Consider the following 14341-nt stretch of genomic DNA (forward strand, 5'->3'; position numbering starts at 1 on the left):
TGAAAACAGTTGTCTCTCCGGTCAGACGCCGCCTTCGAGCAGCAGTGAGGCCGCCGAGATCGCCGTCTCGGCGACGGGGTCGAAGGCGAACAGCAACACGACGGTTACAGCAGCGGCACCGATAACGGCCGCGTACATCCCAGTCGGCGTCTCACCGATGGAGAGCGTTTCGGCCGGGTCCTCGATCCAGAGGGCCTTCACGACCCGTGAGTAGTAGAACAGCGAGATCGCACTGTTGATCGCGGCGATCCCGGCGAGCCACCAGAAGCCAGCCTGGACGGCCCCGGCAAAGAGGACGTACTTCGAGAGGAAGCCGCCCCCGACCGGGAGCCCGGCCAGGCTGAACATGAAGATGGTCATCGCGACGCTCACGTAGGGTGCCTTCCGGGCGAGGCCGTTGTAGTCCTCGAAGGTCCGGCCGACGTCCCAGTGTTCGGCCAGGGCCACGAAGAGGAAGGCCCCGGTGTTCATGAAGCCATAGACCAGCAGGTGCATCATCGCCGCTCCGAGCACCAGGGAGTCCGTCGCCAGGTCACCGGGCCCGGCCAGGGCGGCCAGCCCGATGAGGACATAGCCCGCGTGCCCGATCGAGGAGTACGCGAGCATCCGCTTGACCCGCTCCTGGGTCGCGGCAGCGAAGTTCCCGAGTGTCATCGTGACGATCGCGAGGATCACGAGCACCCAGGCCCACGGGACCGTCTCGGCGACGGCCTCAAGTGGGAAGCCCCACACGAGCACACGGAAGGCAACGGCGAAGCCGGCCGCCTTCGAGGCCGAGGAGATGAACGCCGAAATCGGCGCTGGTGCACCCTCGTATGCCTCGGGCGCCCAGAAGTGGAAGGGGACGCTGGCGGTCTTGAAGAGGAAGCCGCCCAGCACCATCACCAGTCCGAGGCCCAGCAGGCCGTCAAGGCCACCGAGCGAGGGAATGGCTTCGGCAACACCGGCGAGATGCAGCGTGCCGGTCGCCCCGTAGACCAGGCTGATACCGTAGACCATGATCGCCGAGGACAGCGCGCCGATGAGGAAGTACTTCAGACCGGCTTCGACACTTCCCTGGTCACGCTTGAGGTAGGCCACCAGCCCGTAGGAAGGCAGGGAGGCCAGTTCGAGGCTGATGAAGACCATCGCGAGGTTGTTCGCGCTGGCCATCAGACTCATCCCGAGGGCCGCCAGGACGACGAGCGAGTAGTACTCCGCCATCCGTTCGGACCCCTCGAGGTAATCGTAACTCGCGATCACCACGAGCAGGGTTACGGCCCCGAAGATGAACGTGAAGAACAGGCTCATCCCGTCGACCACGACCATGCCCTCGAACAGGGCCGGGACAGTCGCTGCTTGACCCGTCCCGGCAGCCAGGAACCACGCGCTGCTCAGTGCCACGAGCGCCGGGCCGATGCCAGCGATCGCCGCCAGCAGATCGGGCCGACGGGACTTGGGGTAGATCGTATCGGCGATCAACAGCGCCATGGCCGTGATCGCGAACAGATACTGCGGCGTCAGATAGGGCAGTTCGACCATCTACAGTCCACCTCCGATTGTGAGGATCGGTTGTACCGCGTCCTGGATCATCCCGTAGATCAGGTCGGGCGCGGTCCCGAGCAGGATCACGAGGAGGACCAGTGCCACGATGGCGATCCGGTCAGTGACCGGTGCCGGAACGATCTCGTGGTCGGTGTCCGCCTCGAAGGGCCCGAAGAGGACCCGCTGCATCGCGAAGAGCAGGTAGCCGGCCACGATCACGATGCCGAACATCGCGAGCGCGGTAAAGATCGGCGCGTAGGGCAGGGCCGTCGACTGCATACCGCCCAGGAAGATGTAAAGCTCCCCGGCGAAGCCAGCCATCAGCGGCAGGCCCATGTACCCGAAGGCCGCGGCCGTAAAGACCGTCGCCGTCAGGGGCATCCGATCGGCGATCCCGGAGAGGTCACCCACCATACGCGTGTGGGCGACGTTGTAGACCACACCGACGGACATGAACATCAGTCCGGAGATGAGGCCGTGGGCGACCATCTGGAAGGTCGCGCCACCCAGGCCATAGAGGTTGTACGCGACCAGTCCCAGGAGGACATAACCCATCGAGGAGACCGAGGAGTACGCCACGATCCGCTTGAGGTCCTGCTGTCCCAGGGCGAGCATGGCCCCGTAGATCACGCTCACGACCGCGAAGATCGCGATCGGAACCGCAAAGGCCTGGGCCTGATCGGAGAGCATCGTGAAGTTGAATCGAAGCATCGCGTAGGTCCCCATCTTCAGGAGGACCCCCGCCAGGATGACCGACACTGGTGTCGGGGCCTCGACGTGGGCGTCCGGAAGCCAGGTGTGGAACGGCACCATCGGGACCTTCACGGCGAAGCCGGCGAAGATCGCGACGAAGGCCACGGCCTTGAGCGTCTCGGGCGCGATGCCAGCCAGCGAACCGAGTTCACCAGCCTGGAGGGACTGGGCGATCGTCGGCAGGTCGAACGTGTTGACCGGCAGGCCAAAGACCAGCGCGACAAAGCCGATGAACATCACCAGGCTGGCCACGTTGGTGTAGACGAAGAACTTGATCGCCGCGTATTTGCGACGCGGGCCGCCCCAGATGCCGATGAGGAAGTACATCGGCACGAGGACGAACTCCCAGGCGACGAACCAGGCCAGGAAGTCAAGGGCCGTGAAGACACCGAGGAGGCTGGCCTCCATGAACAGCATCAGGCCGTAGAACTGGGACTGGCGCTCGTCGATCGGCGTCCAGGCCGAGAGCAGCGCCAGGCTCATCAGCACCGTGGTGAGCACCACGAGGGAGAGCCCGATCCCGTCGACACCGACGTGGTAGCCGACTTCCAGGTCCCCGAGTGTGATCCAGCTCAGTTGTGTTTCGTAGGCGATCTCGCCGCCGAGCAGTGCGTTCCCGGAGCCATCGAAGCCCAGGAACATCAGGAGCGACCCAACCAGGGGCAGCAGACTCAGCCCGAAGGCGAGGCGACCGGCTCGCTCGTCGTCCGCGAACATGACCGCGACGGCGCTTGCCACCGTCACGAGAATGAGTGCCTCGATCATCATTTAGAACCACCCCCCAACGAGGGCGATTGCCACGACGAGAACCACCAGCCCCAGCGTAAGGAGGGCGGCGTAGTTGGTCACCCGCCCCGTCTGGAGCCGCCGGATGCGCGAGCCACCGAACAGGGCCACCGAGGAGATGCCGTTGACGACACCGTCGATGATACCCTGATCGAACTTGTCCGCGACTCGTGCGAGCGGCAAGGTCAGGCCCTCAGCGAGCCAGACCTGGTACTCGTCCTGGTAGTAGTTGTTGTAGAGCAGCGTCTTTATCGATCCGAGTTTGTCCGTGTGTGCCGTCGGGGCCGGCCCGCGGTAGAGGACCATCGCCAGAAGCGCCCCGGCGAGGGCCAGCCCGAGGGAGAGCGCCGCCGGCAGGAACGGTGCGAGATCCACGGCGTGATAGCCGGCCGCGGATTCGAGCAGGTGATGGTACTCGTGGAGCGAGACCTGCGGCAGACCGGTCTCGAACCAGTGATGCAGGTAGGTGATGTCCCAGCCGGTTAGCTCCTTGACCGGGGCCATGTTCACCAGGCCCATCACGGCCGCGAGGATGCCCAGGACCACGAGCGGGAACTTGACGTTCCAGCGAACGGGGTGGGGGTCCTCGGCCGTCTCCGAGCGGGCCTCACCGTGGAAGGTCAGGATGACCATCCGGAAGGTGTAGAAGCCGGTGAAGAACACGGCCACGAGTCCGAAGGCATACGCCAGGAGGATCAGCGGCTGGCCTCCCAGGCCGTGGATCAGCGCCTCGTAGAGGATCTCGTCTTTCGACCAGAAGCCGGCGAAGGGGAAGATGCCGGCCAGCGCGAGTGAGCCGGAGAGGAAGGTGTAGTAGGTCACGGGCATGCGCTTGCGCAGACCACCCATGTCCCACATGTTCTCGTTGTGGTGCATCGCGATGATGACCGACCCCGCACCCAGGAACAGGAGCGCCTTGAAGAAGGCGTGTGTCATCAGGTGGAAGGTCGCGGCGACGTAGCCGCCGGCCCCCAGGGCGAGCATCATATATCCGTACTGGGAGATCGTCGAGTACGCGAGCACCTGCTTGATCTCCCGCTTGACGATGGCCATCGTCGCGGCCATCAGGGCCGTGAAGCCACCGACCAGCGCGATCAGCGCCAGCACGGTCGGAAGCTGTGCGTAGAAGCCGTACATCCGCATGACCAGGTAGACACCGGCTGCGACCATCGTCGCTGCGTGGATGAGCGCTGAAACCGGCGTCGGGCCCTCCATCGCGTCGGGCAGCCAGGTGTGTAGCGGGAACTGCGCGGACTTCCCGATCACGCCGCCCAGCACGAGCAGGCCGATGATCGCGAACCACGTCTGTGGCTCCATGCCGATCGTCCCGAGGAAGTTCGAGACGACGGCGGGCATCTCGCCGCTCAGGGCCTCGGTCGCGAGCTGCGGGAAGCCGAGTTCGTCCCCACGCGGGGCGAACAGGCCGGTGCCGAAGGTCGCGAAGATGGCCACCACGCCGATGAGGAAGAAGTAGTCCCCAAAGCGGGTGACCAGGAACGCCTTCTTGGCCGCGCTCGGCGGCCCTTCCTGGCGGAACCAGAACCCGATAAGCAGCCAGGAGCACAGGCCCACGAGCTCGAAGAACATGAAGGCCATCAGGATGTTCGAGGCCATCACGAAGGCGAGCATCGAGAACGAGAACAGCCCGAGGCCGGCGTAGTACCGGGGCAGGCCGATCTCGCCCTCGTCGTTCATGTACCCGAGGCTGAACACGTGCACGAGGAAGCTGATCAGCGCGACGATGACCAGCATGTACGAGGACAGCGGATCGAGGAGGAGTCCGAAGGACAGATCGAAGGTCTCCCCCGCGAGCCCGGTCGTCCACGTGTATATCTCTTCGTTGTAATACTGCTCTGTACCACTGACTGTGACCAGAAGCCACACCGACACGAGCAGCGAGCCGAGCGTTGCCAGGATCCCCGGGATCGCGCCGCCTTTCGGCAGGAGCCGCGGGGTGAAGTACCCCGCGAGGATCGCGACCACGAAGGAGGCAAACGGCAACAGCGCGATCGCCGCGGCGAAGTCAAATGCACCTGCCATCTTACCACCTCATCGTTGCGGGTTCGGTTACGTCTACGTCCCTGAAGTTGCGGAACAGCACCAGGATGATCCCGATACCGACCGCGACTTCAGCGGCTGCCAATGCGAGTACGAACAGGCTGAACGTCTGTCCGGTAACGTTCCCCCACTGGGCCGAGAAGGCGACCAGATTGACGTTGGCCGCGTTCAGCATGAGCTCGACCGACATGAGGAACCGAAGCGCGTTACGGCGAGTCAGCAGGCCGAACACACCGATGCTGAACATCGCCGCCGAGAGCAGCACGTAGTACTGTGTTTCGACTACCATCAGTTCTCACCTCCATCACGTCGCGAGAGCATCACGGCCGCCCCCAGCGCGGCGTCCAGCACGAACGCCACGACGAAGAACGGCAAGAGGAAACCCTCCCCGCCCACGATCGGTGCGGCCCGATCGAGGTTGAAGAGGGAATAGCCGATGCTGCGGGTGATTTCTGCGGCCGACTCGAAGCCAACGATGGCGCCGAAATCGGCAGTCAGGATGGCTGCGGCCATCGCGGCGAACAGAGCCAGGGCCGCGATACCGGGCAATACGTCGATGTTCGTGGAAATTTCCGGCCGGGTCGTCATGCGCCAACACCTCCGTCAGGATCGCGGGTCAGCATGACCGCGAAGGCGATCAGGATCAGCACGCCGCCCACGTAGACCAGCACCTGTACGGCCGCGAGGAAGGCGGCCTTCAGGAGCAGGAAGTGCACGGCGACACTGAGCAGTGCAGCCCCGAGGAAGAGGGCAGAGTGCCAGACGTCGTCCACGAGGACCACGCCCAGACTGCTGCCGACCGTGAACAGCGCGAAGAGGAGGAAGGTGAGTTGCTCGATCATTGGTAGTCCACCTCGCCTTCACCCTCGTCGACCCACGCCTCGCGATCAGATTCGCGAGCGTTGACCGGGTCCATGTCCTTGTACCACGGTACGTTCTTGAGCTGTTCTTTGTTGTAAGCCAGGTCGTGTTTGGTGTCTCCGGTGAACTCGAAGTTCTCCGTCAGGAGAATCGCCTCGACGGGACAGACCTCCTCACAGAGCCGGCAGTAGATGCACTGGCCGACGTGCAGGTTGTACTGCTCGCCGTTGCGGTCCTCGTCCATCACGATCTGAATCGTGTCGTTGGGACAGACCGTCTCACACTGGCGACACCAGATACACCGCTCCTGGCTCCACTTGTGAATGCCCCGGAACCGGGGGCTCACTTCCGGTGCCTCTTCGGGATACTCAACGGTGATCGTGTCCCCGTTGAGGGCATGCTTCATCGTCGTCGCGAGAGATTTGAGTACGCCTATCATACGATCACCCCGACGATCACGGCCGTCAGGAGCAGGTTCACGAAGGCCAGTCCGAGCATGCCCTTCCAGCCGATGTCGAGCAGCTGGTCAGGCCGAACCCGTGGGACCGCCGACCGGGCCCACTGGGTGAAGAAGAACACGCCCCAGACTTTCGCGATGAACCAGACGATACCGGGGATGAAGTTCAGCGCGGTGATCGGGGCCGTCGGGCCGCCGAGGAACAGGGTCGTGATGATCCCGGCGCCCAGGAAGATGTGGAGGAACTCTCCAAGGTAGAAGAGAACGAAGTACACCGACGAGTACTCCGTCTGATACCCCGCCACGAGGTCGTTCGGCGCCTCCGGCAGGTCGAAGGGGTTCCGACCGATCTCGGCCATGTTCGCGGCCATGAACAGCGCGAACGCGAAGGGATTGACGAAGCCGAACCAGGCCGGAATCGCGATCGGCCCCAGCGAGATCAGGTCGACTGCCTGGGCAGCGACGATGTCCGAAATCCGAAGCGAACCGGCAAAGATGACGACCGACGCGCCCGTCAGGACGAGCGGAATCTCGTAAGCGATGTTCTGTGAGACCGCCCGGAGCCCGCCCAGGAACGAGTATTTGTTGTTCGACGCGTACGCGCCCGAAACCATCCCCAGGGAGGCGATCGAAGAGACGGCAAACAGATAGACAACACCGACCGACGGATCGGCCAGATGGAGGCCGCTCCCGAACGGGATGACGGCAAAGCCCATCGTCGCGGAGATGACGACCAGCATCGGACCGAGGTCCCAGGCCGGCCGATCGACGTTCTCGGGAACGATCCGTTCTTTGGTGAGCAGGCGGATCGCGTCCACCGCGATCGTTCCGATCCCGTAGGGACCGACCCGGTCGACGGAGATCCGGTCGGTAAACGCCGACGTGATCTTCCGCTTCATGTACGGGCCCGCGAGGGCCGCGAACAGCAACACGATGACCGCGATGATCAGGGAACCGAGGATCCCGGAAACGACCTCTCCAAGGAGCCCCTCCAGGTTCAACAACCCGGAGATGTGATCGACCAGCGGTGCGGACGAAGCCATCAGCGATCCACCTCCGCCAGCACGATGTCGAGACTCCCGATGGTCGCGACCAGGTCGGAGATCAGTTCACCTTCAGACATCTCCTTGAGAGCCGAGAGGTTGACGAAGCTCGGACCACGGATCTTGAAGCGAGCGGGCTTCTCCGTTCCGTCCGTGCGGATGTAGATGCCGAGTTCGCCTTTCGCCCCTTCCACGGCCTTGTAGATCTCCTGGCCCGGGTCGGGCTTGAGGCTGCGCGGAACGTTGGACTGGATCTCGCGTTCCTCTTCGTCGAAGTCCTCGAGGATGTTGATACACTGCTCGATGATCTTCGCGGACTCCTCGACTTCCTGCATCCGGACCATCAGGCGGGCGTAGTTGTCCCCACCTTCCTTGGTGATGACGTCCCAGTCGAGTTCGTCGTAGATGCCATAGGGGTCATCACGCCGAAGATCATAGTCGACACCGGATGCACGAGCCACCGGGCCGGTCGCCCCGTAGTCCTTGGCGACTTCGGGGGCCAGGTAGCCGGTGTTCACCGTCCGCATCTGGAAGAGCTCGTTCTGCGTGAGGACGTTGTGGTACTCGTCGGTCTTCTCCGGCAGCTGCTCGAGGAACTGGCGGATCTTCTCGAAGAACTCCTCCCGGGGCTCGGGCAGGTCCCAGACGACCCCGCCGAGGCGGAGATAGTTGTACATCATCCGCTGCCCGGTGAGGTCCTCCAGGATGTCCATCACGTAGTCCCGGTCCCGCATTGCATACATGAACACGGCCGCGAAGTCCCCGACAATGTCGAGTCCGAAGGTCGCCACCGCGAGCAGGTGAGCCGAGATGCGAGTGAGTTCCGCGGCCATCGTCCGGATGACCTGGGCGTAGTACGGAACCTCGATGTCCGCCAGATCTTCGATCGCACGCGCGTAGGCCCACTCGTTCAGGATGCCCGCCGGCGTGTAGTCCCACCGGTCCGGATAGGGCATGATCTGATGGCGGAACGTGCTGTTCTGGCACATCTGCTCCTGACACCGATGCAGGTAGCCGATGTCGGGTTCGACGTCGGCCACCTGCTCACCGTCCAGGACCGTCTTGAGGTGCAAGACGCCGTGGGTCGCGGGGTGGTGGGGCCCGATGTTGAGGAACATCGTGTCCAGATCGTCGCCATCGGTCTCGACCTGCATGTCCTCCTCGATCGGGTTCTTGTGCTTCTCGAGGGCGACGATCTGGGGTTTGTCCTGATCGTAGTCCTTGCTGAGGGGGTGTCCCTGCCAGGTCTGGGGAAGCAAAATACGGCGCAGATCGGGGTGCCCCTCGTAGTTCATGCCCACGAGGTCATACGCCTCGCGCTCGTGCCAGTTCGCCGTCGAGTAGATCGGTGCCGCACTCTCGTGGGACGGATCCTCCCGTGGCGTGGGGACCACGACGCTCACTTCGGCCTGGGCGTCGTCGTACTGCCGAAGGTGATAGATCGATTCGTAGCGATCCTCGAGTTCCTGGGCGCTCACGCTCGCGAGATGGTCAAAGCCTTCGGCCTTCAGCGTGGAAAGTGCGTCCTGTACGGCGTCGCCACGAACGACGAAGGCCTCGGCGTTGTGATGGGTCTCGCGATCGACCACACTGTCCCCCAGGAGTTCCTCGAGGGCGTCGTAATCCACCGCATCGACGTCCGGCTCCGTCTCTGTTTCGTCCTGCGTGCTCATGGTGAATCAGCCCAGTTGTACCGCATGACCAGCGTTTCTTCGTCGATCTCGCTTGCGAGGTGGTCGACGACCTCGTCACGATCAAGATCCCCGAACTGTTCGAGTTCGTAGGGTTTCACCGTCACGGCCGAAGACTCCCCGTTGGCGATGCGCTCCTGGAGCTTGACGATGCCGTAGATGAGTGCCTCGGGCCGCGGCGGGCAACCCGGCACGTGGATGTCGACCGGAACGATCTCTTCGGCACCCTTCACGACGTTGTACCCCTCCTGGAACGGACCGCCGGAGGCCGAACAGTTGCCCATGTTCACGACGAACTTGGGTTCGGGCATCTGGTCGTAGACCCGCTTCATCCGGGGGGCGAACTTCGAGACGATCGTCCCCGGAATGATCATCACGTCGGCCTGCCGCGGGGAGGCCCGCGGAACGCCGGAGTGGAAGCGGTCGAGGTCGTGTTTCACCGAGTAACTGTGCATCATCTCGATGCTGCAGCAAGCGATCCCGAACTGCAGCATGAACATCGAGGACCCCCGGGCCCAGTTCATGAACTTGTCCAGTTTGGTCAAGATGAACGGGGTCGACCCGAGGGCCTCCCGAAGCTTCGAGTTGAACCGGTTGTCCACGCCCTCGCCGATCCGGGTGTCCCGGGTGTCGGTCGAGGGGGCGGCCGGTTCGACGACGTCGTCTCGTGGCTGTTCTCTACTCATGTCTCGACATCCTCCGTTCGTAGCGCGGGTTCCGCACCCAGCCGAGCGCGCCGTTGCGCCAGGCCCATGCCAGGGCCACGATCAAAATGCCGATGAACAGGACCATCGGCCCCAGAGCCCACAGCAGGCCTTCCGTCCCAGCGATATCCCGGTAAATCGACGTCCACGGGAATATCAACACGGTCTCGATGTCGAACACGAGGAACAACAGCGCGACCATGTAGTACTGGATGTTGAACCGCACGTGTGTGTTACCAGTCGGTACTTCCCCACTTTCGTAGGTCGTCCGTTTGCTTTGTTCCGGCACGTCAGGGCGCAGCAGTCGCGATATGCCCATCATCGCCCCGATGATGGCAATCGCGACGACGGCCAACATGCCGACAGCGATCCATGGATTCATAAGTGGATTCGTAACACTCGGGGCTTTGTTTCCCCCCACTATAAACATTGATTCTTGCGATAGTTCCCGTGTAACCCGTATTTTTGGGTGTTTCAGCTGTTACCATATGCAGAGGATTGACACACATTTGGGTCGTGGTGACATCATTCAATTCGCGTTCGCTCGTGTCTGGTGTTTGAGAACTAACCGAGTTGGGCGTCAGATCGATGCGGATGAGCCCTGGGTATGTGCCTGATTTTCTACCCTCGACAGCCGACGGGATCGAGACACCAGGCACGCAGAGACGTGGGCCTGATGGGTGTCTCCCCATTCGAACGGCATCCCGAATCTGTGATATGAATCGGGAAGATCGGGACAGCTAGAGAATCGGTAGCACGATTTAGCCCGTGTTTTCGGGCAGTATTGGGCGTCTCGCGAAACCAGAGATTCTTGAGTGAAACCACCAGGGCCTTGGTACTTGAGCCGATAGGAACGGTATGGGAATGAAGACGCTCGGTCTCGATGGGGTGACGGACATGTTCGTCTCCAAACCGGACGTGACCTTCTTTCACCCACCCAGTATCTACGACTTCCGGGAGCGTCCGGAAGTTATCGGACCGATCAGCGACGTCATCCCGTCATCGCCGGTCTTCGAGATGTATCCGATCGGGTTGACGAGTATCGCGGACACCCTGGAGCGGAACGGGTACAACGCTCAGATCGTCAATCTGGCCCACGAGATGCTCGTCGACTCCGAGTTCGACGTCGAACGAGAGATCGCCGAATCCGACGCCTGGATGTTCGGCGTGGACCTCCACTGGCTCCCACACGCCCACGGGGCGATCGAGGTCGCCCGACTCATCAAGAAACACCACCCGGAGGCCCCGGTTGTCTTCGGGGGGCTCAGTTCGACGTACTTCCACGAAGACCTCATCGAGTACCCCTCCGTAGACTACGTGGTTCGAGGTGATTCGACCGAGGAGCCGGTCGCAAAGCTCGTCGAGACGGTCAAAACGGGCGGTGACCTCTCCGAGGTTCCAAACCTGACCTACCAAGAGGATGGCGAAACGGTCGTCAACGAACTGACCTACATGCCGGAGGCCCTGGACGACTCCTCGATTCCTTCCTATACCTACGCGGTCAAGTCCGTGTTCAAGTACGGGAGTGTCCGCAAGGTAATTCCTCACCGGGGATGGCTCGACAAGCCCATCACGATGTTGCTCACCTCGCGAGGCTGTCGGCACGCCTGCTCGTTCTGTGGCGGCGCAAACTCGTATGGCGACGTCCACGGCCGGCAAGAGCCGGCATTCCGATCGCCCGAAAAGCTGATCGAGGACATCAGGACGATTCGCTCCTTCTCGGAGGGCCCGATATTCGTCGTCCACGACCTGCGGATGGGCGGCTGGGACTACGCCCAGGAATTCTTCGACAGACTCGCGGACGAGGACGTCCCAAACGAGTTCATCTTCGAACTTTTCGGCCCGGCCGACGAGGAGTACTTCCGAATGATCGACGAGGCCGTCGAGAGCTACAGCCTGGAGTTGAGCCCCGAATCCCACGTCCCCGGAGTCCGCAAGGAGATGGGGAAGTTCGCCGTCTCGAACGAGGCCATCGAGAACACGATGCGGGCGGCCCTGGACAACGGCTGTCAGAACATCGATCTCTTCTACATGATCGGCCTCCCGGACCAGACCTACGAGGACGCCGTGGGCTGTGTCGAGTACGCCGAACACATTTTGGAGGACATCGACGACGAGCGGATCATCCCGTTCGTCGCGCCCTACGCCCCGTTCCTCGACCCGGGGAGCCCGGCCTTCGAGCAGCGCGAGGAGTACGGTTTCGAGGTCCACGCCGACTCCCTGGAGGACTACCGCCAGCTCCTCCTCGAACCCAGCTGGAAGCGGATGTTGAGCTACGAAACCGAGCACCTCAGCCGGGACGACATCGCGGATGCGACCTACGAGGCCGCCCGGAAGATGAACACGCTGAAGTACGAACACGGGCTGTTGGAGCAAGATACCTACGAGACGATGATGGAGCGCCTGGAGACCTCAGAGGAACTCGTCAATCGGGTCGACGAGGTGTACGAGAACACCCCCGAATCCGAACGGGACGAGGAGCTCAAGGCACTCTTCGACGAATACTCGGCCTTCGACGACTTCGGCGAGAACAGCATCGCTGGCGCGGACGAACTCTGGTGGCCGAGCAACGGGTTCCGGAACGGGCTCGCCCTGGCCGGCCTTGGTGCAAAACTCCTGGTTCAGGACCTCAAGCAGCGATTCACGAACGGTCGAGCCGTCAAAAAGTAACTTACCGCGATTCCCGAAACGCCGTCGTTCCCTGGCGGTGCAGCGACTCTGACACCGTCGCCACGTCAGCAGCCTGTGTTTCCTGGCGCTCCACCAGCCGCTCCCGCAGTGTTTCGTCGGTCCGGGCGAGGATCTGAACTGCCGAGAGCGCCGCGTTGAATGACTTCCCCGCGTCGACAGCGGTGATTGGAGCGCCGGTTGGCATACCGAGCACGGAATCGACGGACTTCTCCTGAACTGGAATCCCGATCACCGGGATCGGATACGCGATCGACGCCGTCATGTTCGGCAGGTCGGCGGATTTGCCGCCCGCACCGGCGAGGATGACGTCCAGCCCGCGGTCCGGAGCAGTTTCGCCGTACGCATAGAGCAGGTCGGGGGTCCGATGGGCCGAGACGACCCAGGACTCGTAGGTGTATTCGGCTTCTGGGGGGTCGTCGTAATCCGTGAGTTCGACAAATCCCAGTTCCTCCAGGGCCTCCCCAGCCCCGGCCATCACATCCAGGTCCGAATCACTTCCCATGATGATACCCACGTCCGGCCGGTCGCTCTCCGGACGGTCCCGCTCGGCTTCGGCCTCGAACAACTTTCGAAGGGCAGCAACGTCGGTCATAGCTCAGGTATCCGCCGGCCCGAACCTGAGTGTTTCCCTCGCCGCTTTGACTCGCTCGTGGTTTGCAGCCAAATCCGACCCGGTCACCGTAACGTGGCCCATCTTCCGTAGCGGGCGAACGTCCCGCTTGCCGTACCAGTGAAGGTGAACGCCATCCATTCCAAGCAGGTCATCAACCCCGAGCAGGGAGACCGGGCGCGAGTTACCGCTGTCACCGAGCAGGTTCGCCATGGCCGTGGGCTCCCGGAGGGCGGTCGACCCAAGCGGGAGACCCAGAACCGCTCGAACGTGCTGTTCGAACTGGGAGGTCACGGCCCCCTCGATGGTGTAGTGCCCGGAGTTGTGCGGTCGCGGGGCGATTTCGTTGACCAGAATTTCGCCATCGCTCGTTTCGAAGAGTTCGATCCCGAAGACACCACGCCCCTCGAAAACCGAGAGGACCGATCGGGCGACCTCACTCGCTCGCTCCCGCCGTGATTCGGTTGTCCGGGCGGGCACGAGTGTCTCACGAAGGATCTCCTCCTCGTGGATGTTCTCTCCGACGGGGTAAATCGCGGTCTCCCCGGCACCCCGGACCCCGATGACACTGAGTTCCCGTTCGAAATCCACGAGGGACTCCGCCACGAGCCCCGAAAGCGAGCCGAACGCGGCGGTTGCGGCATCGACGCTGTCGACGACCACGTTGCCACGCCCGTCGTACCCACCAGTCCGGGCCTTGAGCATCAGCGGCGAGCCGAGTTCCGCGAGAGCCGACTCGAGTTCGGCCGCCGAATCCACCCCCCGATAGGGCGCGACCGGAATGCCAGCCGCATCGAGTGTCTCCTTCTCGGTCAGTTTGTCTCGGGTCACCCGCAGGTCATGGGGGGCCGGGTGGACGGGCGTGTCCGTCGATTCGGCGACCGATTCCAGACTTTCGGGATCTGCAAGCTCGATCTCCAGGGTCAATGCATCTACGCGCTCTGCGAGCGCTTGCACGGCGGACTGATCGTCGAATGCCGCTTCGATCTGATCAGCAGCCGGCGGAAAGGCCGGGCAGTCCGGTGTCGGATCGAGTACGACTGTCTCGACCCCGAGCGGACTGGCGGCCTCCCCAAGCATTCGGCCGAGTTGACCGCCACCCACGATTCCGAGGGTCGTCTCGGGAAGCGAATTCGTCATTCGGTGGAACGGTTGTCAACGGA

14 protein-coding genes are annotated in these 14341 nt (G+C 62.8%); 1 reads left to right on the forward strand and 13 read right to left on the reverse strand.

All coding sequences use genetic code 11. The features are described 5' to 3' along the window. Positions 1–21 precede the first annotated feature (21 nt). From HSR6_RS06000 to HSR6_RS06050, 11 genes are read right to left on the reverse strand one after another with little or no spacing between them, the layout of a single operon-like run. The gene (locus HSR6_RS06000; protein ID WP_070365046.1) at positions 22–1521 is read right to left on the reverse strand and encodes an NADH-quinone oxidoreductase subunit N; all 1500 of its coding nucleotides are present in this window, start codon (positions 1519–1521) and stop codon (positions 22–24) included. Further along, entirely contained in the window at positions 1522–3045 is a 1524-nt protein-coding gene (locus tag HSR6_RS06005; protein WP_070365047.1) for a complex I subunit 4 family protein, read from the reverse strand. Continuing rightward, the gene (gene nuoL / locus HSR6_RS06010) at positions 3046–5103 is read right to left on the reverse strand and encodes an NADH-quinone oxidoreductase subunit L (RefSeq protein ID WP_070365048.1); all 2058 of its coding nucleotides are present in this window, start codon (positions 5101–5103) and stop codon (positions 3046–3048) included. A gap of 1 nt (position 5104) precedes the next feature. Continuing rightward, positions 5105–5410 (reverse strand): NADH-quinone oxidoreductase subunit NuoK, encoded by a 306-nt coding sequence (nuoK, locus tag HSR6_RS06015; protein ID WP_070365049.1) that lies wholly within the window; start codon positions 5408–5410, stop codon positions 5105–5107. After that, complete coding sequence (locus HSR6_RS06020; RefSeq protein WP_070365050.1) at positions 5410–5709, reverse strand: hypothetical protein; 300 nt, start codon at positions 5707–5709, stop codon at positions 5410–5412. Before HSR6_RS06020 ends, nuoK begins: the two co-directional genes overlap by 1 nt. Next, the gene (locus HSR6_RS06025; RefSeq protein WP_070365051.1) at positions 5706–5963 is read right to left on the reverse strand and encodes an NADH-quinone oxidoreductase subunit J; all 258 of its coding nucleotides are present in this window, start codon (positions 5961–5963) and stop codon (positions 5706–5708) included. Before HSR6_RS06025 ends, HSR6_RS06020 begins: the two co-directional genes overlap by 4 nt. Next, positions 5960–6421, reverse strand: a complete 462-nt coding sequence (locus HSR6_RS06030; protein ID WP_070365052.1) for a NuoI/complex I 23 kDa subunit family protein — start codon at positions 6419–6421, stop codon at positions 5960–5962. The genes HSR6_RS06025 and HSR6_RS06030 overlap by 4 nt, the downstream gene beginning before the upstream one ends. After that, positions 6418–7482, reverse strand: a complete 1065-nt coding sequence (locus HSR6_RS06035; protein ID WP_070365053.1) for a complex I subunit 1/NuoH family protein — start codon at positions 7480–7482, stop codon at positions 6418–6420. The genes HSR6_RS06030 and HSR6_RS06035 overlap by 4 nt, the downstream gene beginning before the upstream one ends. Next, complete coding sequence (locus tag HSR6_RS06040; protein WP_071933100.1) at positions 7482–9155, reverse strand: NADH-quinone oxidoreductase subunit D; 1674 nt, start codon at positions 9153–9155, stop codon at positions 7482–7484. The genes HSR6_RS06035 and HSR6_RS06040 overlap by 1 nt, the downstream gene beginning before the upstream one ends. Then, on the reverse strand, positions 9152–9859 hold the full coding sequence (locus tag HSR6_RS06045) for an NADH-quinone oxidoreductase subunit B (protein ID WP_071933101.1): 708 nt from the start codon (positions 9857–9859) through the stop codon (positions 9152–9154). The genes HSR6_RS06040 and HSR6_RS06045 overlap by 4 nt, the downstream gene beginning before the upstream one ends. Beyond that, positions 9852–10259, reverse strand: a complete 408-nt coding sequence (locus HSR6_RS06050) for an NADH-quinone oxidoreductase subunit A (protein WP_070365056.1) — start codon at positions 10257–10259, stop codon at positions 9852–9854. Before HSR6_RS06050 ends, HSR6_RS06045 begins: the two co-directional genes overlap by 8 nt. 476 nt (positions 10260–10735) lie before the next feature. Here HSR6_RS06050 and HSR6_RS06055 point away from each other — a divergent pair, with 476 nt between their 5' ends. Further along, the gene (locus HSR6_RS06055; RefSeq protein WP_198400400.1) at positions 10736–12547 is read left to right on the forward strand and encodes a TIGR04190 family B12-binding domain/radical SAM domain protein; all 1812 of its coding nucleotides are present in this window, start codon (positions 10736–10738) and stop codon (positions 12545–12547) included. 1 nt (position 12548) lies between these two features. Here HSR6_RS06055 and purE read toward each other — a convergent pair whose 3' ends face one another. Both purE and HSR6_RS06065 read right to left on the reverse strand, forming a co-directional pair. Continuing rightward, a complete protein-coding gene (purE, locus tag HSR6_RS06060; RefSeq protein ID WP_070365057.1) occupies positions 12549–13160 on the reverse strand; it encodes a 5-(carboxyamino)imidazole ribonucleotide mutase in 612 nt (203 codons plus the stop codon). A 3-nt stretch (positions 13161–13163) separates the two neighbouring features. Further along, on the reverse strand, positions 13164–14318 hold the full coding sequence (locus tag HSR6_RS06065) for a 5-(carboxyamino)imidazole ribonucleotide synthase (protein WP_071933102.1): 1155 nt from the start codon (positions 14316–14318) through the stop codon (positions 13164–13166). Between the last annotated feature and the right edge of the window lie 23 nt (positions 14319–14341).

The sequence above is a fragment of the Halodesulfurarchaeum formicicum genome (assembly GCF_001886955.1).
Classification (GTDB): Archaea; Halobacteriota; Halobacteria; order Halobacteriales; family Halobacteriaceae; genus Halodesulfurarchaeum; species Halodesulfurarchaeum formicicum.

Excerpts from the sequence above, each read along its gene's own strand:
- HSR6_RS06035 (WP_070365053.1), bottom strand. The coding sequence starts at position 7,482 with ATGGCTTCGTCCGCACCGCTGGTCGATCACATCTCCGGGTTGTTGAAC.
- HSR6_RS06045 (WP_071933101.1), bottom strand. The coding sequence starts at position 9,859 with ATGAGTAGAGAACAGCCACGAGACGACGTCGTCGAACCGGCCGCCCCC.
- nuoL (WP_070365048.1), bottom strand. The coding sequence starts at position 5,103 with ATGGCAGGTGCATTTGACTTCGCCGCGGCGATCGCGCTGTTGCCGTTT.
- HSR6_RS06055 (WP_198400400.1), top strand. The coding sequence starts at position 10,736 with ATGGGAATGAAGACGCTCGGTCTCGATGGGGTGACGGACATGTTCGTC.
- HSR6_RS06040 (WP_071933100.1), bottom strand. The coding sequence starts at position 9,155 with ATGAGCACGCAGGACGAAACAGAGACGGAGCCGGACGTCGATGCGGTG.
- HSR6_RS06005 (WP_070365047.1), bottom strand. The coding sequence starts at position 3,045 with ATGATGATCGAGGCACTCATTCTCGTGACGGTGGCAAGCGCCGTCGCG.
- HSR6_RS06020 (WP_070365050.1), bottom strand. The coding sequence starts at position 5,709 with ATGACGACCCGGCCGGAAATTTCCACGAACATCGACGTATTGCCCGGT.
- HSR6_RS06065 (WP_071933102.1), bottom strand. The coding sequence starts at position 14,318 with ATGACGAATTCGCTTCCCGAGACGACCCTCGGAATCGTGGGTGGCGGT.
- purE (WP_070365057.1), bottom strand. The coding sequence starts at position 13,160 with ATGACCGACGTTGCTGCCCTTCGAAAGTTGTTCGAGGCCGAAGCCGAG.
- nuoK (WP_070365049.1), bottom strand. The coding sequence starts at position 5,410 with ATGGTAGTCGAAACACAGTACTACGTGCTGCTCTCGGCGGCGATGTTC.
- HSR6_RS06025 (WP_070365051.1), bottom strand. The coding sequence starts at position 5,963 with ATGATCGAGCAACTCACCTTCCTCCTCTTCGCGCTGTTCACGGTCGGC.
- HSR6_RS06050 (WP_070365056.1), bottom strand. The coding sequence starts at position 10,259 with ATGAATCCATGGATCGCTGTCGGCATGTTGGCCGTCGTCGCGATTGCC.
- HSR6_RS06000 (WP_070365046.1), bottom strand. The coding sequence starts at position 1,521 with ATGGTCGAACTGCCCTATCTGACGCCGCAGTATCTGTTCGCGATCACG.
- HSR6_RS06030 (WP_070365052.1), bottom strand. The coding sequence starts at position 6,421 with ATGATAGGCGTACTCAAATCTCTCGCGACGACGATGAAGCATGCCCTC.